This is a genomic window from Rhodopirellula islandica, assembly GCF_001027925.1.
In the GTDB taxonomy this organism is placed as follows: Bacteria; Planctomycetota; Planctomycetia; order Pirellulales; family Pirellulaceae; genus Rhodopirellula; species Rhodopirellula islandica.
Genome location: NZ_LECT01000017.1, coordinates 463273 through 482777, shown reverse-complemented (window position 1 = coordinate 482777; position 19505 = coordinate 463273). Strand labels below are relative to the sequence as shown.

Annotated in this window: 13 protein-coding genes, 1 tRNA gene and 1 pseudogene; 6 read left to right on the top strand and 9 right to left on the bottom strand. The window is 55.8% G+C overall.

The genetic code is table 11. From position 1 onward, the window contains the following. Positions 1-431: 431 nt before the first annotated feature. Positions 432-731 (top strand): BON domain-containing protein, encoded by a 300-nt coding sequence (locus RISK_RS10260; protein WP_047814133.1) that lies wholly within the window; start codon positions 432-434, stop codon positions 729-731. Between the two features lie 254 nt (positions 732-985). On the opposite strand, the gene RISK_RS10255 is transcribed toward RISK_RS10260, so the two are convergent. The 3 genes from RISK_RS10255 to infC form a co-directional block, all read right to left on the bottom strand. Further along, entirely contained in the window at positions 986-2359 is a 1374-nt protein-coding gene (locus RISK_RS10255; RefSeq protein WP_047814132.1) for an asparagine synthase-related protein, read from the bottom strand. Between the two features lie 85 nt (positions 2360-2444). Next, a complete protein-coding gene (locus tag RISK_RS10250) occupies positions 2445-3392 on the bottom strand; it encodes a phosphoribosylaminoimidazolesuccinocarboxamide synthase (protein ID WP_047814131.1) in 948 nt (315 codons plus the stop codon). Between the two features lie 218 nt (positions 3393-3610). Then, positions 3611-4141: a translation initiation factor IF-3 gene (gene infC / locus RISK_RS10245; RefSeq protein WP_047814130.1), complete on the bottom strand. Its 531-nt coding sequence runs from the start codon at positions 4139-4141 to the stop codon at positions 3611-3613. A 521-nt stretch (positions 4142-4662) separates the two neighbouring features. Between infC and RISK_RS10240 the strand changes: the two genes are divergently transcribed. Beyond that, positions 4663-4736 (top strand) — tRNA-Val (locus RISK_RS10240). 368 nt (positions 4737-5104) lie between these two features. Here RISK_RS10240 and RISK_RS32985 read toward each other — a convergent pair. The 5 genes and pseudogenes from RISK_RS32985 to RISK_RS10215 all read right to left on the bottom strand — a co-directional run. Beyond that, a pseudogene (locus RISK_RS32985) lies at positions 5105-5674 on the bottom strand (tyrosine-type recombinase/integrase); the annotation flags it as partial. 804 nt (positions 5675-6478) lie between these two features. After that, positions 6479-6724: a hypothetical protein gene (locus RISK_RS10230; protein WP_047814128.1), complete on the bottom strand. Its 246-nt coding sequence runs from the start codon at positions 6722-6724 to the stop codon at positions 6479-6481. A gap of 44 nt (positions 6725-6768) precedes the next feature. Next, complete coding sequence (locus RISK_RS10225) at positions 6769-9546, bottom strand: primase-helicase zinc-binding domain-containing protein (protein ID WP_047814127.1); 2778 nt, start codon at positions 9544-9546, stop codon at positions 6769-6771. Further along, on the bottom strand, positions 9546-9794 hold the full coding sequence (locus tag RISK_RS33555; RefSeq protein WP_047814126.1) for a helix-turn-helix transcriptional regulator: 249 nt from the start codon (positions 9792-9794) through the stop codon (positions 9546-9548). Before RISK_RS33555 ends, RISK_RS10225 begins: the two co-directional genes overlap by 1 nt. Before the next feature lie 189 nt (positions 9795-9983). After that, a complete protein-coding gene (locus RISK_RS10215; RefSeq protein ID WP_047814125.1) occupies positions 9984-10859 on the bottom strand; it encodes a hypothetical protein in 876 nt (291 codons plus the stop codon). 526 nt (positions 10860-11385) lie between these two features. On the opposite strand from RISK_RS10215, the gene RISK_RS10210 reads away from it, so the two are divergent. From RISK_RS10210 to RISK_RS10200, 3 genes are read left to right on the top strand one after another with little or no spacing between them, the layout of a single operon-like run. Next, positions 11386-12924 (top strand): type I restriction-modification system subunit M, encoded by a 1539-nt coding sequence (locus RISK_RS10210; RefSeq protein ID WP_047814124.1) that lies wholly within the window; start codon positions 11386-11388, stop codon positions 12922-12924. Next, positions 12921-14105 (top strand): restriction endonuclease subunit S, encoded by a 1185-nt coding sequence (locus RISK_RS10205; RefSeq protein ID WP_047814123.1) that lies wholly within the window; start codon positions 12921-12923, stop codon positions 14103-14105. The genes RISK_RS10210 and RISK_RS10205 overlap by 4 nt, the downstream gene beginning before the upstream one ends. 19 nt (positions 14106-14124) lie before the next feature. Next, positions 14125-17553: a DEAD/DEAH box helicase family protein gene (locus tag RISK_RS10200; protein ID WP_047814122.1), complete on the top strand. Its 3429-nt coding sequence runs from the start codon at positions 14125-14127 to the stop codon at positions 17551-17553. A gap of 503 nt (positions 17554-18056) precedes the next feature. Here RISK_RS10200 and RISK_RS10195 read toward each other — a convergent pair. Continuing rightward, positions 18057-18476, bottom strand: coding sequence for a hypothetical protein (locus RISK_RS10195; RefSeq protein WP_047814121.1), 420 nt, complete (start codon positions 18474-18476; stop codon positions 18057-18059). 110 nt (positions 18477-18586) lie between these two features. Between RISK_RS10195 and RISK_RS10190 the strand changes: the two genes are divergently transcribed. Then, on the top strand, positions 18587-19105 hold the full coding sequence (locus RISK_RS10190) for a hypothetical protein (RefSeq protein ID WP_047814120.1): 519 nt from the start codon (positions 18587-18589) through the stop codon (positions 19103-19105). Positions 19106-19505 lie beyond the last annotated feature (400 nt).

The following is a 19505-nucleotide window of genomic DNA, read 5'->3' as shown; positions in this document are numbered from 1 at the left end:
CTCGCTCGCTTCGCGGTGGACATGTGTTGGACCGACCCACCCGAATGAAGCTTGCGAGATACAAACCTACGTCACCGTTTGTGCCGAATGGAAAAATGTTCACGTTCGAACCGCTGCTTTTCCAGTTGACTGAACTACTTCCTCTGGGGAATAGCAACGCTGTTGGGCCACGCCGCGGTCTCACCAAGCGAAATCAACTTGAGGAAAAAGGAGAGTCTGCGATCGATTTCGTTAGGAAAACGGCCCAATGCCCCGGGCTTTCCTGGTTTGACACGCTCCCGGCGGCTGATCGTCACAAAATATCCAAATTGACGTGGCCTGAATCGCAAACATCGGCAAAATTAGAGGGACAGCGTTTCCGCGGTGCAAATTTTGCGCATTGCAAAGCTGTCCGGGCCACTCATGACCACCTAAAAGGAATTGGGACTTTTATGCATTCGACCACGCAGACCACCCACGTTGCTCCGTCACTCTCAGCCGCATCGACCGGTTTTGCCGATTCCGCGAGCAATCGCGTTTCGGGAATCCAAGTCACCGCCGCCATCAAAGCCTTGGCTGACAGCAGTGTCGCTGAGTTGCGATTTTTGCGGGTGGACGAAAGTGAAAACGAGATCTGCCTGACTGGCCGAGTTCGCAGCTTCTATCACAAGCAATTGGCTCAAGAAACGATTCGCCCTGTCGCTGCGGGACGCCAAGTCGTCAACCGCGTCGATGTCTGCATGGGCTCCTGATCAGCCTTCGTGCTGGTTTTCCACCGCGCAGTTTCTCTGCGCTGGGCTCGGTCTGAACACTGGGCTTGGTCTGAACACTGGGCTTGGTCTGAACACTGGGCTTGGTCTGAACACTGGGCTTGGTCTGAACACTGGGCTTGGTCTGAACACTGGGCTTCCAAACCAAGCCCTGCATCACGCAATCAGTGCGTCCGTTGGGCTTCCAAGCCCGGCGAATCAAATCTCTGCCATCGAGCCGATCTTCTCGCTCGACGTCATTCAGCGGAAAGTCGTTCCGCCAGCTTGCCGGTTGAGAAGGCATCGCTGAAGTACTGGCGGTATTCGAGTTCTTCCATCGGGAACAACGCCTCGAACGTTGCTTTGCCTCCCGCACCATGTTGGAAACGTCGCTTGGGATTGATCGGCATCGGGATCCCCGTGACCGCCTGCACCCCCGCGCCCACGATCTGACCCTTCAAGGCGTACAGCTTTTCGTGGTCCCAGTCGGTCATCTCGATGAACGGTGTGCCTTCGGCAACCTCAATCACTTCGGGCAATGCCATCGGGCTGAATCCGTGAAAGCCCAGTCGCCGCGCCGGCGCGCTTGTTCGGACGTGACCGCGGCTTTGCCCACCGCTGTAGACCAGGGAATGCTTCACCGCGTCGACGCCCCATCCTTCCTGGTACAGCATCTGATTGTTCAGAACACTTCGGATGGTCAGCTCTGGGTTCTCTTCAATCGGATAGTCCTTGAAGTTCTCGTCGCCGCCGTCGCCATCGGCCAAGTGCTTCCAGTCGGGATAGCGATCGCGAATGCCCTGGCAAAGAGCCAATCCCATCGTGGCGCTTTGGATGTCCAGGGGTTTGTAGTCTTCGGTGACTTCGATCGCGGAACGCCAGTCGATGCGAGAGGTCTCGACCGTGATGACTTCCAGCAGCATCGGCATCCCGATCGCTTCCAGGAATGCGCTGGCCTGTGCAAAGTCCGTTTCGTTGGAACCGGTGTTGTCTTGCACTGAAAGCACAAACGCTTTCAAACGTTGAGGCGTCTGACCACGTTGCTTCAGGGCATGAATCATCGCGATCAAAATGGCGCCGCTGTCGATGCCGCCGCTGAACATCACCCCGACCGGCGCGTCGTTCTCGATCGTGTCCAGCCAGTCCGAGCACGCCTTCACGATTCGTTCGATGTACCGAGTCCCGATCGCTTCGATGCTGGCCGGAAGCGTGTTGGATCGCGGGTCAAAGAAACGATGCAACGTTGGATTGGGGTCGGGGCAACCGGTCAGTTGCAACTTCATCACATGGTGTGCCGGAACCATTCGCGTGTACGAAGGATGGAATTGATCCTCCAAGCCTTCGGCACGCAGTTGTTGATAGATTTCGTCGATCCGCTCCGCGACAATCAAGCAGGGGCCAGCGGCCCGCTTGGCCAAGAAGTATCGCATCGGCCTTCCGATCGAACGAGCCATGTGAACGGTCTTGCCTTCCGCTTGCAGAATCGCGAATTGACCGCGGATTTTTCCAACCGCTTCGGCGTCCCCACTCCGCACGGCTGCTTCGGCCGCCTCGCGAGTGGTGCCCAACAGGATGTCGCCGCTGGGATCCAACAGGTTCACGATGCGTTCAATGACAGGAGGCGCGTTCATGGCAGTGTTCCCGACGAAAAATGTTGGAAGGAAGAAAGCGATTCTGAAAGGATCGAAGCGACGATGTGGGATCGAAACGCCGCGATCAAGCGAACGCTTGGCCGGTCAATCGCTCGTAGCCCTCACGGTAACGATCCGCGGTCTGGCGGGCGATGGATTCCGGCAGCGGTGGCGGAGGGCTGTTGCGGTCCCAGTCCGACGCCTGCAGGTATTCGCGAACGAACTGTTTGTCGAACGAACGTTGCGAGTGGCCCGGTTCGTATTCGTCCGCGGCCCAGAACCGTGAACTGTCCGGCGTCAAAACTTCGTCGATCAAGATCAGTTGGTCATCGACGATGCCGAACTCGAACTTGGTGTCCGCGATCAACAAACCTCGTTCGGCCGCGATCTTCAAGGCATCCTGGTAGATCGCCAAACTCATCCGCCGCAGTTGGCTGGATTGTTCCTCGCCCAGCGATTCGCACATGACCTCAAACGAGACGTTTTCGTCGTGCCCTTCTTCCGCTTTGGTCGCCGGGGTGAAGATCGGTTCGCTGAGTTGGTCGCACTGCTTCAGTCCGGCCGGCAAAGCCACACCGCAGACTTCGCCCGTGGACTGGTACTCTTTCCAACCGCTGCCTTCGAGGTAGCCTCGGACGACACATTCAAAGGGCACAACCGACGCTTTCCGAGTCACCATGATGCGACCTTCCAGCGGCTTCGGATCGACTTGGTCGGCGACCTCTTCCGGGACATCGGTGCTGATCAAGTGATGTGAAATCGATTGCTCGGCGTTTGGTCCGCCGGCATTTTGCCCGATGCGGCCGGCATCCATTTGCTCGAACCAAAACCGGCTCATCGCGGTCAGCAAGCGGCCTTTGTCGGGGATGCCTGTGGGCAAAATGTAGTCGAATGCGCTGATCCGATCGCTGCTGACGATCAGCAACCGATCGCCCAGGTCGTACACGTCCCGAACCTTGCCTTGTCGGCGAGGGAATGGCAGTTCGGTGCTGAGCAAGGCACCTGCGGCATCGAATTGATAGTGGTCGTTCATGCCGCAGATGTTCGCACACCGACCGGACGTCGACAAGCATCAGCCGCTGCCAGTTTCGCTCTCGCGTTCCATCCGGAACGGAAGTCGCCAAGCTGTAGCGGAAGTCGCCAAGGCTTTCGGCAAGTCCAAACGTGTTTCCCGGGACTGCGCCAGCACCATCCAACGCCGATCAGAATCGGCGTGGCGAGAGGAGGGAAGAACCAGACCCGCGTCCGAAATTACTTCGGAGCGATCATGCAGATCATTCGACGACCGTGCTGTTGGGGCTTGGTTTCGACCTTGCCCACTTCGCTCAGGATCTCGATGACCTGTTCCATGACTTTGCGGCCTTCTTCGATGTGGGCCATTTCACGACCGCGGAACAGCACGCTGACTTGGACCTTGTCCTTGTGTTCCAAGAACTTCTCGGCTTGGCGAACCTTGGTGCGAATGTCTTCGTCACCGGTTTTGGGTCGCAAGCGGATTTCTTTGGTCTTGGTGTGAGACGAGCCGCTGTTCTTTTTCTTGTTTTTGTCGTACTTGAATTTGCCGTAATCCATGATTCGACAAACCGGTGGGCGCTCTCCGGGGGCCACTTCAACCAAATCCAGCCCCGCGTCGCGAGCGCGTTCGAGCGCTTGTTCGGTGGGAATGATTCCAAGCTGTTCCCCCTCTTCGCTGACGACTCGCACTGGAGTGATGCGGATTTGGGAGTTGATGCGAGTTGAATCGCGATTTTCCGGTTGTACGTTTCTGCGTGCCAATGCCACTAAAGCAATCTTCTCCGGCCGGGAGGCGTTCCGGCGCAAGTGGAAATCAAGTCGATGAGAACGAATGTGTGCTCACCGCAGCGGGCGGACGTGCCGTCCGATCAAAGCCGCTGCCCAAACATAGGTTAGTCAGCCTGACCAGTGGGGGAGGGATTCCTGAAAATCGCTCCAACCGCGTCAACCCCAATTTCCCCAAAGTATCCAGGGGTGGGTCGGCAGCCGTCAACAGCGAAATGGCGAAATCTTTGTGTTTTCGCCAATCCGTTGCGGTCTGGAAGGCATTTCGGCTCCGAGGGTGGGTCGAAATCAGTCCGAGTGCGGGCAAACGGCCAGGGATCGGATTTTGCGTGATGGGGGAGGCTTGACGAACCGTCAGGGTCGACGCAAACTGTGCGACCGCTTGGGGAACACCGGGACTGGATTTTGTCCGCCAGACAGCCGATTTCCTAGCAAAGTGCCCGCGAGACAGGCGGGACCCCCTCGGGTCAAACGTCCGGAGATCATCCGAACCAGACCCCGACGGGCGATTAGCTCAGTTGGTTAGAGCGCCACGTTGACATCGTGGAGGTCACAGATTCGAGTTCTGTATCGCCCATCATCAAAAACCCCGCAAAGCCCCGTGTTTTGCGGGGTTTTTTCGTGTTCTGACTGCTCCGTTCGGCCGTCACCCGTTTGGTCAGGAAGGGACAGAAACGGCATGTTTTGACCCTCTTGGACTGCATCAGGTGCAACCAGTGGTGCAACCGTTCGCGGAGGTGTTTCCGCTTTCGTTTCCCCTGTTTTGCCGGATCGGTCGGCACCGGAAGCGTTCACGCTTTTCGGTTCTTCGGCCGTATCGGTGTCGTCATCGGCGATCGGCAGTGATGGCAACGCTTCAACTGCAGTCGCGGTGTCGAGCAATTTGGCGTCGGTGTAGGTGCCCATCGTCAGGCTAATATTGCTGTGTCGCATCGCAGCTTGGGCAACGCGGGGTGCCACGCCCGCAAGCGACAGGTGGGTCCCAAAACTGTGTCGCAACGCATGAACGTGGACGACGCGATCGTCCACCGTCTTTTCGATGCCTGCGGCTTCCAAGTCGCGATTGAGAATCTTCAGGATTCCATCGGGCACCGTGAACACCCGTTCGGATCGGTCGCGGCCTTGGGTCCATTTTCGCAGGTCGGCGGCCAAATCCAAACGCAGCGCGATTTCGGATCCTGCCCGGTTCTTTTCGTTGTCGTGCTTCAACTTGATGCTGGGCACTTCATTGAACAGCAAGTCGCCAACCGTCAGCGTCCGGAGTTCGTTGGCTCGCAACCCAGTCAGGACCAGTGTCTTGTAGATCAACGCTCGTTCTCGCCCGAGGCGTTTCAATTCTCGCCGGCGTCCATCGGAAACCTTGGCGAGCAACTTGCCTTTGTTCTTGCCTCGGTAGATTGTCTGAGCGTGAATGAGCGGGCGTGTCCGTGCAGCTTCCAGCAATTTAACCAACTCGGCTTCGGTCAGCGCTCGAGCTTCCCGGCGGCGATCAGCCCTGTCGTTGAGCTTGGTCATGCCTTCGAACGGGTTTGCGATCAAACGCTTGTCACCGTTGAAGTGGGTTTGCTTTCGGTTTTGACGCTTGCCGATGCACCAGTTTCCGAACGCCAACCACGCTTCGCGATAGCTGTTGTAGAGAGATGCCGACATATCGCGATCACCATTGCATTGTTCCGACAACCAACGTTCGAGTCGATCGACCGACAATTCCGGGAGCGTTCGGAAGTTGCAGTCGCCGGCCGTTTCATAGAGTTTGGTTTTGTAGCCCTTCACCCGATCAGGGTGGGTCCCCTTTTGTCGCTGGTATTCCAAGAACGCTTCGATGTGTTCGCCAATCGGTGTGCCAGCGTGATCGGCGATCCGGTCTTGGTCCGGCGACAGAATCTTCGACTTGACGTGTTCAGCCCGCGTCGTCAGTTCGTTGAGCACCGCCATTGCGGCTTGCTTGTCGCTGCATCCGGTCGTGATCTCTTGGACGCATCCCTCACCGTCGCGGTACTTGGCAATCCACTTGCCCGCTTCGGTCTTGATTCGTGGCTTGCCATCCTTGCCGTTTGTCACTTCCGCCGACCGCTTCTTGCCACGTCGGTCGGTCCATTGGGCAACCGGTTTACCCTTGCGGGTGACCAGCGTTGCGCCCGCCGGCATCGGACGCGTAACGACCTTTTTAAATAGAAATCCCATTGTGTTTCACCTTTTCACATTCACCATTGAATTAAAGAGCGACGGCAGATCGGTGGTGATGCCAACTTTTCGGGAGCTACCCTAGCCGTCGCAATATGCATCATACCGTTTCTATTTGTTTGGACGCGACCGATGCTATCGGCCTGCGATTGGGCGGTATCCGATGAAGCAACCGCAAACGCGGCATGTCGATCGAATCCAGCCCGGCCGGCCTTGTGCCGGCGTGTCGATGTAGTTGTCGGGATTGTTGTGCGGCCGACAGTTGGGACGCAGGTGTTCGAGCAATTCGGGCTTGTGATTGCTGGCAATCGCCTTTGCTTCGTCCGGCACTTCGCCGGAGTCCACGATCAAACGAAGCTTGCCTGGACCCGAATAAGCCACCCTAACGCCTATCGAGGATAATTCCGCGATGACAGTGGCGGCGGTCAAAATTCCCACTCCGATTCGGTTCCGGAGGAAGTCTCTTGCTCAAAAAGGCCGCCCGTCGACGATGTAGAATCATTGTCGGGTGGGTCTGGTGGGTTAGAGGGGTTTGTTTCGGGTTGGTTGCGGTTTATTTGTTGGTTGTCGCAAGGAAGATCAGCGGCACCGCTGTGCGACAACTCGGATTCCAATTCCGAGCGAGTCGAGTTAGACCCACCAAACCCACCGAACCCACTTTCGGCACTGCGAACTCGCCAACGCTTCACGCCACCGCCGGCCGAATCGTCGTCGATGAACTTTCCGTTGTGAACACGACCCTTCATGCCGCGAATCCGGCGACCAAGTTTGTGGGCGTTGAAGTGTTCGCCGCAAATCTCGAACACCGCCTCAGCCAACACTTCGTGTTGTTGGTAGTCTGCTTGGCTTCCGAACGTCTTGACTTGAATCTCCTTCACCGTCAAACCAATTCCCGAAGGCTCGGCAGTTTCAATGCCGGCGATCAATTTGCCGAGCAACGCAGCCGTATCATCTGAGGCAAGAGCAGTCGCCCGAGTCGGCAAAGGATCCGCCCCACCGGCCCAAACAATTGCCCCGCGAATCGTTGCTGACCAGTTTTCGAACGAACCCCAGTCCCCGTTGGGTTGCATAGGACAACCGGCGACGAAATAGGCCCGCAGGATCGTCAACGCAGCGACCGCCAATCGCGGGCGATCGGCTTCAATCCACGAAAGCAGATCAGGGTGCGCGAACCCGGTTCGGTCCTCCGGTGTTTCCAACGGCGATTGCAACCGGATAGGAAGAACCCGTCGGCCAACATCCGATCCGAAAGCCATGTTGTTACCGGTCGCGGCCCAAACCGTCCGCATTGGCAGGTCACCCGTCATGCGAGATTGCCCCAGCACGCGATCCGACCACGTTGACGACGTGATCGCGGCATCGAGCGACGCACCACCCAACTGAATATCCAGGTTGTCGAACAGCACCGACGGCACAGCACCAATAGCAACCGCCGTGATCGTCTTCCGCATTTCATCGTCATCGCGGGTGAAGGCCTTACGAGCCGCACGGTGGCCATAGGCAATCAGCGTTGCAGCGTCGACCAGCAGTGACTTGCCCGCACCGCGAGTGTTGGCAGTCACAGCGAACAACGGAACATAACCAGCGACGCAGGCACGACCGATCATCGACAGCACCATCGAAACCCAAGCCGAGCGGTCGGCATCCTCGAACATCGGGAAGTCTGCCAGCACGTCCAGCAGAGCCGTCATCGCCTTCGCTGCATCAGCCTTCGTTGGATTCTCCGGCACCGCAGGGAAGTTAGCTGACGGGTGAAAGAGCAAGCCGGTTTGCTGATCGTAACCCGGTGTTTGCAGGATCGAGCCGTCGACGCGAATCGTGGGCGATTCGATGATGCCCGACAACGGACGCACCGCACCGCCAAAGCTTCCGCGTCGCACGATCGCGTCGACCAACCAGCCAGGCGGGCGTGTCGGTTTGAGTTCTGCTTCGTCTCCGATCTCTTTCTCCGTCACCAATTGAACCGCCTGCGTGATTCGTTCACGAACCAAGCACGGCGGCAGATCACGGATAGTCAAACACCCTTGCAGATTCACGTCGTCGGATTTGACGAGTTGAACCAACATGCCCCCACGAACGAAAACCGAAATCGCTTGAGAGTCTTTTGGTTCGATCCAAGGTGTTTCCAAGCCGAGCTTTCCGAGACGGCAAATCACTTCATCGGTGACTTCGGCTTCATTCATTGTGACGATGACTTTCGGCCGTTGATCATCGGCTTCGTCGGCATCGCTGGGGCTCCACGGCTTTGCCGCTTCAATCGCTTCACGAACTTGCTTTTCACCATCTGGTTTCTGAAGGACGTCACGAACATCCTCCCCGGCTTTGTCCTTCACTGTGCCCGGCAAGCGAGCGACAGCGACAGATGTCGCAATGCCCAGTAGATTGCCGGCTGTGAGATCGGCTCCTGTGATACCGGCGGTGTCCAAATCGGGAACGACAATCACATCCACACCCTCGAACAATCGAGCGTATTTCGGGTCCATGCGATTGCCGACGTAACCGAAGGCATTGAAACCCATGCTAACCAACGCAGCGGCATCTTTCACGCCTTCGACTGCCAACCATTTTTCACCGGGTTTGGGCAAGCGACCGGGAAAGAACAAACCGCTTGAGCCCTTGCCCTTCTTGACCCAGCCTTTTTCGCCCGGGCGCAGGTCAAAATACGAATGAACTTGGCCGGTTTCGTCGTACACGTCGATCCGGCAAACTTCGATGCAACCGCGGCCCCGTTTGGCTTTCTTCACGCCGAATTGCTTGAACGCTTCGACTGGCATCCGTTTGTCACGAGCCGTCGCGGTGATGATGTCAACTTGTTGGATCGGTCCTTCAATGGTCATCCCAAGCTGAGTTGCCACCCATTTCTTCGCGTCCAGATACTCGATTCCTTGCAACCACGCGACGGTTGCAATTCCGTTGCCTGGGCGGATCGGTTTGGTTGACTTGTCCTTGAAACAATGGCGACAGAACACGGCGCCCGTGACGTTCACGTCTTTGGAAGCATTGAATCGATCTTCACCGCCGCACTTTGGGCAGGGTTGTTGACGACCATTGAGGCATTCAGCAGGCATCCCCGCTTTTTGAAGCAAGGAGACCCATTGGCCACTACCGGCGGACACGATGTCTCGGGACAACGGCAAGCGAGACTTCGGTTTGTTGACAGCCTGCTTCCGGCGAGGCTTCGAACCGTTTGGTGGAATGATCATTAGCGAGCACTCCATTTTTTGCGACGGACATCGGGACATCCATCTTCGATCCACTTTTCGATCACTGAGCGTTGAAAGCGACTAAGTGCCCCAAGCTTGATTGGGCGGGGCATGCGGCCTGAATCAACGAGGCGACGGATGTGTCGCGGAGAGCAATTCAAGTAGTTTTCGGCGACATCTGTAACGGACAGCAGCGAACGCCCATGTCCATCTTCGATTGATTCGCCCAGGCTGGTTTTTTCGACCATCTGATGAATTCCTGGTTGTTGGTCAGGCGAACACTATCGCGGACTGCGATTGCCAATGTTCGCCTCTACAACCCAGGAACCGGACAGCGAAATTCTCCGGTCTACGTCGGTGAATGCCTGGGAAAGACGCCTAAACAGCTACAGGATAAATTTTTCATTTCTCCGGTTCTCTCCGGTTCGAACATCAGCTTATTTACGAGAGCGAGAGGTGTACTTTTGCTCGTGTAGTGCTTTCCGAGCAACTCTCAGTTGCCTCGACCAAGTTTCAAAGTCGTCCGGAATTTCGTAGCCATCGAGAGGGCCAGTGAAGTCTTCCGACCAGTCGTTTTCCCTCAGTGCTTCCCAAGCATCGCGGTCTTCTAATGGGCGGCCTTTCTTGGCTATAGCCAGCCTGTAGGAGAGATAGGCTTTTTGTTCTGAGGGGTAGCACGCGTCGAACGCAACCTTGCGATCCGCATCTACACCGTTTTCCGAAGTGCCACACTGGTGTTGCGTCTGGGTGTTTGATAGAGATCCGCTTTCGGCTCCAGGGTCTATATCAACAGCGGAATAGGTTGGATCCGCCTTCCAACGTTCCATCCAGTCTTTCAAGGCTTCTTGCTTGGCCTCATCCATGCTCTGGCCGGAATCAGTTGGGATTTCGAGATACTGTTCGGCATAGATTCGCAAAACGCTCGCTGAAATGGCGACCTCATCGAGTGGATCTCCTTGAACAAGTTTGTTCGCACCACCTTCCTGGGGACCTAGCTTGCCGGCGACATAATCGGGTCGGTGTGCTTGCCAGAAGGCCACCGTCCAAGCCGCCGCACGCTCCTCCGTCGTGATCGCCGCGTCGGCCAATGCGTTTTCAATTGAAATGGGAACCAATTTGGATGAGGCATCCTCCGCACCTTCAAGCCCTTCTTTTGCACTCTCAGGTAGAGCAGGCTCAATCGGTCGGTAGATGAGCGGTGTACGGTGTGCCTTCTCGGCAAGCTCCAGGATGTGTGCCCTCAGCGGTTCGTTCTTGAACAACTGGTACAGGTCATTTGCCAACGAAGCCATGGGCGAGTCAGGGCGGGTCATGGGGGGCTTTCCAACCGATTGGTCTGCAGCGTTGATAGAAGCGAAATCAATTATCAAGCCAGGCTCCGCTACCCCGTTGCGAGAGCGAACCGTCTACCAACACTGCGAGATGAAACACTCGAATTTAAGATTGCGAATCGATCTCACCAGGCAGGGTTGAGAGTAAATGACCCATCTCTCGCTCGGATTTCGAGAATTAACTAGCGCTCAGCTACGATAGGTGAACGTTTGTCACGTTCTTTCCGGCATCACTTAGCCATAAAACGCAGTGCTTCAAGCAGTTTCGGATTCCAACAACACGGTCACGGAGGTGTTTGTTGCTTCACTCGTTGTGGACATGTGTTTAGTAGTTGTGTCCCCGTCCCTTTTTTTTGGTGTCGGATCCCTTCATATTGCGGGGGGCCGAAGTTTGATAGGCTCTCGCCCCTTCGCCGCGTTTTGGGTACCTCTGCGTCCAGGTTGGGGGGATCCGCTACGGTGCGGGACCGTCGAAGAGACAACAACCAGTTCCGCATGGAGAAGCGAATTGATCACGGGTGAAATCAAGAGCAAGGTCGACAGGCTCTGGGACGCGTTTTGGACGGGTGGAATCTCGAATCCACTGGAGGTGATGGAGCAGATCACGTATCTGCTGTTCATCAAACGACTGGACGATCTGCACACGCTGGAAGAGAACAAAGCGAACCGCACCAAGAAGCCGATGGCGAATCGGATCTTCCCCGAGGGCAAGGACGAAAAGAAACGCTCGTACGACGATCTGCGTTGGTCGCGGTTCAAGCATTTCGAGCCCAAGGAAATGTTTGACGTCGTCAACGAACACGTCTTTCCGTTTCTTCGGAACCTCGGCGGTGACGGATCGACGTACACCAAGCACATGAAAGACGCTCGGTTCACGATTCCGACACCCGCGCTACTGGCCCGAGTCGTGGACATGATCGACCAAGTGCCGATGGAGGATCGGGACACCAAGGGCGATCTGTACGAATACATGCTCGGCAAGATCGCTTCAGCGGGACAGAACGGGCAATTCCGAACGCCGCGTCACATCATCGAATTGATGGTGGAACTGACCGTGCCGACGCCGAAGGACGTGATCTGCGATCCGGCTTGCGGAACGGCTGGGTTCTTGGTCGTGGCGGGTGAGTACCTGCGGGAAAAACATCCCGAAGTCCTCCGCGATGCCAAGCTGAAAAAGCACTTCCATGGCGACATGTTCCACGGCTTCGACTTCGACAGCACGATGCTGCGGATCGGCAGCATGAACATGCTGCTGCACGGCGTGGAGAATCCCGACATCGTCTACCGCGACTCGTTGGCTCAGGAACACGGAGCGGAGGAAGAACGCTACTCGCTGGTGCTGGCCAATCCTCCGTTCGCTGGCTCGCTGGATTACGAGAGCTGTGCCAAGGACTTGTTGCAAATCGTCAAGACGAAGAAGACCGAGTTGCTGTTTCTGACGCTGTTCCTGCGGTTGCTCAAGCCCGGTGGCCGCGCGGCGATCATCGTCCCCGACGGCGTGTTGTTCGGTTCGTCGAAGGCCCACAAGACGCTGCGGAAGATGTTGGTCGAGGATCAGAAGCTGGACGGGATCATCTCGATGCCCGGCGGCGTGTTCAAGCCGTACGCGGGCGTCTCGACGGCGATCGTGTTGTTCACCAAAACCAACTCGGGCGGCACCGAGCACGTTTGGTTCTACGACATGCAGGCTGATGGCAAGTCGCTGGACGACAAGCGTACCGAGTTGTTACCACCGGAGAAGCAAGGCCCAGCGCCGACGGCGAAGCTGACCGGGGACGAGCACGCCAAGAACAACTTGCCCGATATTTTGCAGCGATGGAGCAAGCGGGACAAATCCGAGAGAAAGAACGAGCGGACGGCGCAGAGCTTTTGCGTGCCGAAGTCGGACATTGTCGAGCAAGGTTACGACTTGTCGATCAACCGTTACAAGGAAGTCGTCCACGAAGAAGTCGACCATCGCCCACCGCAAGTGATTCTGGATGAGTTGGAAAGCATCGAGAAAGAGATCACCCAAGGCATGAAGCAACTGCGGGGGATGCTGAAGTGACGATCACTAAAGTCCCACTCGATGACATTGTCACGATTAGCGGTGGCGGTACCCCAAGCAAAGCGAAACCGGAATACTTCACAGGAAAGATTCCGTGGGTTTCTCCGAAGGACATGAAATTTTGGGACATTGTTGATTCCCAAGATCACATTACCGAGGAAGCAATCAAAAACAGCACCGCGAAACTTATTGCACCGGGAGCTATTCTCGTCGTAATTCGTTCTGGGGTTTTGAAGCATTCATTCCCAATTGGAATCAACAAGGTTCCTGTTGCAATCAATCAGGATTTGAAAGCCCTGACTTGCAGTGACCAAGTAGATGCAACGTATCTTGCTCGGTTTCTTCAATCGAACGCCCGGAACTTGCTTACAAACGTTCGCGGAACAACGGCGGACAACATTCCAACTGAATCGCTTCGTCAGATTCAAGTTCCCCTTCCGCCGCTTTCGGAGCAGAAGCGGATCGCGGAGATCTTGGATCGGGCGGAGGCGTTGCGAGCCAAGCGTCGCGCCGCCCTCGCCCTCCTCGACGAACTCACCCAATCCATCTTCCTCGACATGTTCGGCGATCCGATTCACAACGAAAAGGGTTGGCAGTGCGCAACATTGGCTGAGATTGCGCAGTTCGAGAACGGCGATCGTTCCAGCAATTACCCCAGCGGCGATGACATCAAGACGGAAGGAGTGCTTTTTCTAAGCACCAAAAACATTGTTGATAGGCAACTCGAATTGCGTGATGCAGTGTTCATAACTCATGAGAAATTCAAGTCACTTTCGCGTGGGAAGCTGAAGCCGATGGACTTGATAATAACGTTGCGAGGAACGCTGGGAAGTTGTTGCCTTTTTGATTCCGACTACGACACTGGCTTTATCAACGCGCAAATGATGATTATCCGCCCTCGTGAATCTGCGCTCCCAAGGTTTCTCCATGCGATGTTGACCACAAAGCAAGCCAAAGATCAGTTCAAGCGAATTGGGCATGGCGGAGCAGTGCCGCAGCTAACTGCAACACAGCTTTCTAAGCTGGTGTTCGCGTTGCCACCTGTTGATTTGCAAAAGGCATTCTGCGAGCGACTGCATTCATCGGAAGAGCTAATTGCGAAGCACGAGACTTCACTTGGTGAGCTCGACCAACTCTTCGCTTCCCTCCAACACCGGGCGTTTCGAGGGGAACTGTCATGACGGAAAACGAGGGCACGCGATGAGCAACTTTGACTTCCTCACCTCCGAATGGAAGGACATCCACGAAGCGGCCAGCAAAGCCGAGTCGGCGGCGATCCCCGATCCACGCACCTCCTGCTTCTACGCTCGCCGTACGTTGGAGCTTGCCGCACGGTGGGCTTACAAGTTCGACCGCGCTTTGAAACTGCCGTACCAAGACAACTTGTCGGCACTGATCCACGAACCCACGTTCAAGCACACCGCTGGCGATGCGGTCTTCAACAAAGCGAAGCTGATCAACAAGCGGGGCAATGATGCGGTTCACAGTCACCGAGACGTTTCCCAAGCGGACGCGGTTTCGACGGTCCAGGAACTGTTCCACTTTTGCTACTGGTTCGCCCGACTTTACGCCCGACGCAATCGGCCTGACCCCTCGCTGACGTTCGATCCGGCACTCTTGCCGACGACCGCGATCCCCAAGCAAACGCTCAACCAACTGAAATTGCTTGAGTCCCAACTGAAGGAAAAGGACGAGAAACTCTCCGTCTTGTTGGCCGATAAGGACAAGCTGGATGCCGAGATCAAGCTGCTTCGCACGGAAGTGGCCAAGGCGAAAAAGGCTGCCGAGAAGATTCAGGACGATCACGATTACAACGAAGACGAAACCAGAGATCGCTGGATCGACGAACTGCTGAAAGAATCCGGCTGGCCGCTGGATCAAAAGCGTGATCGCGAGTTCCCCGTGACGGGGATGCCCAACACCAAGGGCGAAGGCAAAGTCGACTACGTGCTGTGGGGCGACGATGGCAAGCCGCTGGCGGTGGTCGAGGCCAAACGGACACGACGCGACCCACGAGTCGGGGAACAGCAGGCAAAGCTGTATGCCGATTGTCTGGAAGCGATCTATGGACAGCGACCGATCATTTTCTACTCCAACGGGTACGAACATTGGATCTGGGATGATGCAATGTACGCTCCGCGCCGAGTTCAGGGCTTCTACAAGAAAGCGGAGTTGGAACTGCTGATCCTCAGGCGGAGTAGTCGCCGGGATTTGGCTTCGGCGACGATCGACGAGGAGATCGCCGGTCGCTACTACCAGACCCGAGCGATCCGCCGAATCGGCGAGTCGTTTGAAAAGGACAACGAACGGAAGTCGCTGCTGGTGATGGCGACGGGCAGCGGAAAGACCCGAACGGTAATCGCTCTGTGCGATTTGCTGATCCGTTGCAATTGGGCGAAGCGTGTCCTGTTTCTGGCCGACCGCGTGGCGCTGGTCAATCAAGCGACCAATGCGTTCAAGGCGTTCTTGCCGGATTCGTCACCGGTGAATCTGGTGACGGAAAAGGATTCCGAGGGACGGGTCTACCTTTCGACTTACCCGACCATGATGGGCTTGATCGACACAGCGAAACAGGATGGGGGCAAGGACGGTCAAAAGCGGTTCGGCGTCGGGCACTTTGATTTGGTCGTGATCGACGAAGCCCACCGAAGCGTGTACCAGAAGTACGGGGCGATCTTCGATTACTTCGATTCGCTGCTGGTTGGACTGACCGCTACCCCGAAAGACGAGATCGACAAGAACACGTACGGGTTGTTCGATCTGGAAACCGGCGTGCCCACCGATGCCTACGATCTGGACGAAGCGGTCGACGATAAGTTTCTGGTGCCTCCGAAAGCGGTTTCGGTGCCGCTGAAGTTTGAGCGCGAGGGAATCAAGTACGACGACTTGTCGGAAGAAGACAAGGACGAGTGGGATGCGAAGGAGTGGGACGAAGAAGGAAACATCCCCGACAAGGTCGAAGCGGCAGCGGTCAACAAGTGGCTGTTCAACATCGACACGGTCGACAAGGTGCTGGAACACCTGATGACACGCGGCCAGTACGTGGCTGGCGGAGATTTGCTGGGCAAGACGATCATCTTCGCCAAAAATCAGGATCACGCCGATTTCATCAAAGAACGCTTCGACATCAACTACCCACACTACAAGGGCGAGTTCGCGCGGATCATCACGTTCAAGACCGAGTACGCCCAAAACGTAATCAACAGTTTCTCGAACAAGGACAAGCTGCCGCAAATTGCGATCTCGGTGGACATGCTGGACACGGGCATCGACGTTCCCGAGGTTGTGAATCTGGTGTTCTTCAAGCTGGTCCGGTCCAAGACCAAGTTCTGGCAGATGGTCGGTCGGGGAACGCGGTTGTGTCCCGATCTGTTCGGACCGGGGCAGCACAAAGAGTTCTTCTACATCTTCGACTACTGCCAAAACCTCGAATACTTCAGCCAGAATCCGGCCGGCTCGGCTGGCTCAACCGCGGAATCGCTGTCGACGCGGTTGTTCAAGCGGCGATTGGAGTTGATCCGTTTTCTGGACGGAAAAGAGTTACCTGTAACTACCGAAGCGATCAGCGAAGCGGATGCCGGATACGAAGTCGATCCGACTTCAGAGACTCAGGTGCGGGCATTGGCGGCACGATTCCTGCATAGGCAGGTCGCATCGATGAACCTCGAAAACTTCCTCGTTCGCGCTCATCGCCGTTCGGTTGAGAAGTTTGCCCAGAAGGAAGCATGGGAACAGCTCAAGGAAGCCGAAATCCAGGAACTTGCCGACGAGGTCGCCCCGCTTCCAACACAGATGGAGCGAGAATCGGAAGAGGCGAAGCGTTTTGATCTGTTGTTGCTGAATTTGCAGCTGTCGCTTCTCAACAAAGAGCCTGCCTACGAACGGCTTCGTCAGCAAGTCGTCGCCATCGCCGGACTGCTGGAAGAGAAGCACACCATACCCATGGTGAATCAGCAAATGATCCACATCGAGGCAGTCCAAACGGAGGAGTGGTGGGCAGATGTCACCCTTCCAATGCTGGAGGTCATTCGTCGTCGATTGCGTGATTTGGTGCAGTTCATCGAGAAGGCAAAACGCAAGCCGGTGTACACCAACTTTGACGACATGCTTGGGGACGAGGTCGAGGTCGGCCTGGATGAGTTTGTTGGCGCCGACACGTTTGAGCGTTTCCGAAGCAAGGCTCAAGCGTTCCTGCGCGAGCATCTGGGCATCGACGCGGTTCGCAAACTACGCACGAACGAAACGCTGACAAAAGCCGATCTCGACGATCTGGAGCGAATCCTCCTCGACAACGAAATTGGCAATCACGAATACATTGAACAGGCAAAGCAAGAAAGCGAAGGCTTCGGAGTCTTCGTGCGCTCGCTGGTTGGAATCGATCGCGAGGTAGCCAAGCGGTTGTTCGGCGAGTTTTTGCAGGGCAGCGTCTACAACGCGAACCAAATCGAATTCATCAACTTGATTGTGAATCAATTGGTGGATCACGGGATCGTCGATGCGTCGCTCTTGTACGAATCACCTTTCACCGACATCTCGCCCCAGGGACCGGATGCAATCTTCACCAGCGAAGAGGTCGACAAGATCATGCAACTGCTAGACGACATTCGCGCAACTGCGATCGCTGCCTAACACGCATGGGAACTGTGCTAGCGTCGGCTAGTTCCTGAAACAATCAGCCAGTGACACCAAACCGATTGTATTCGCCTACCAAAGGACAATCGGGGCATCCGCCGTCGGCCACCGGAGTGCAATGGCGGCAGACCGAAACCCACTTGCGCTCGGGAACGCGAAAGATCGGGCATACCCCAGAAGAACAACGAACGTCTTGACGTTTTCGTGGGACAAGTAAACGATTTCCTATCTGAATCGACACCGACCCTAAATGTACGCTCGCCGCCCGGTTGTACTGTTTGGCTGGTCACTACGGTCTACTGTTCGCACCCGCACCAAGAGTTGAACCGGTGGTGAGCGTTGCACGAGTTACAGCGATTGGCCGGTCGTGCTAGTTGTGTGCGTTGCAGTGATCGAGACGACGGCACCGGTGGTGCGGGCGGAAGGGGATGTGACGATCGCGGAGATTACAACGGTCGTCTCGGTCATACGGGCGGCCCCTCTCACTGACAGAATCGGGCTCAGCCATTCTCAACCATTAGGACAACCGTCGTCAAAATTTCCTCGTACGAGACTCCGAGTTGCTCGCCTGTTTCGTAGGTTCGGCAAGACTCATCCATGAACCGTAGCAGGCTGATCGAATCCCCGGCTTTCTTAACTAGGTCGTGGTGACCGTAGGTTGTCTCGGCGATTCTCTTATCAGAGAGTCCTGATTTCTTCGCGATACGATCCAACAGCCCCCGAAACCGACGTACCGTCGGATCGTTGGGCGACACGTATTCACCCTTGTTCAGCAACGCCAGTTTGTATTCCCACGTATCCTCAGCCGTCGAATGTGAGGTACGGGTGACGCCGCTTGGGCGATACGAGCTACTTCCATTTGGCGAACAACCGACCGACAGCACAACCAAAGAAACCGATACAACCGACTTAATGTTCATTGCAATTCCTGGGGAACGAAGTGAAAACGTTTCCCAAACTAGTAGCTTGCGATTTGATGCGTGCGAGTGACATAGGGTTTGGAGACCAACTCCCCGCACCGAGGTACTCCATGAAATACTTTTTGACCCTGATCTTGTTGTCTGTTGTTCTCACCTCATCGGCATCCGGGCAATCTGCAATTCAGGATCTCATCGCGTCGGACAAGGAAGCAAAGGCACCGCCACCGGTTCCCGCTGACGTTCTCGCCAAGATTAAGAAGCAAGCCAAGACCGATCACCCCGACAATTTCTCAACGCAGTTGTACGTCATCAGGAATCAGTCTAAGGCGTGGCAGTCGCTTCAAATCCACGAAAGACCAAATGACATTCCACAGAAGATTCACAATGGCATCCGAAAAGATGCCAAGGAAGATCACCGCGACGACTACTCAACTCAGCTTTACGTGATCGGCAACCAGATCAAAGCGTACAGAGAACTCGATTCGTTCGATTGGCCAACGGATGTTCCCAATTCGGCGTTACGGGCTATCGCTGGCAAAGCGTATCAGGACCACCGAACGGAATACAGCACGCAGCTTTACGTCATCAAGAATGAGATCAAGTCGTACCGTCGGCTACACTCACAGTAAAGCCCATGATCGAAACGCTTTTCTAAATTCTGTTTGTCATGACGTTGGTGCTTCACCTCTGCTTCCTTCTAGACAACGTGCCGCCGGTGTGGGACTTTGAGAAGATCAGGCAGCAGAGGAGCTCGTTTACGTGTGACCAGCCGCGCTTTCGGATTGGCGTCGCAGACGCTTGGCATTTTGAGAGAGGTGGGCGTAGTTGGATAGATGCCGTATTTCGCGGATGTCTCGCCACGGAGGCTGGACGTAAACTCTGCGACAAGATCATGAAGCTGTTGGACCACACCAGCGCTTCGGAATTTTCTGCCTAACATCAATGGGAACGATGCCATCATTGACGGCGAATGGATGAAGTGGAGGCTGATGTAACGAGTTCCTGGTTCCGCAACCAATGTTGCAATTG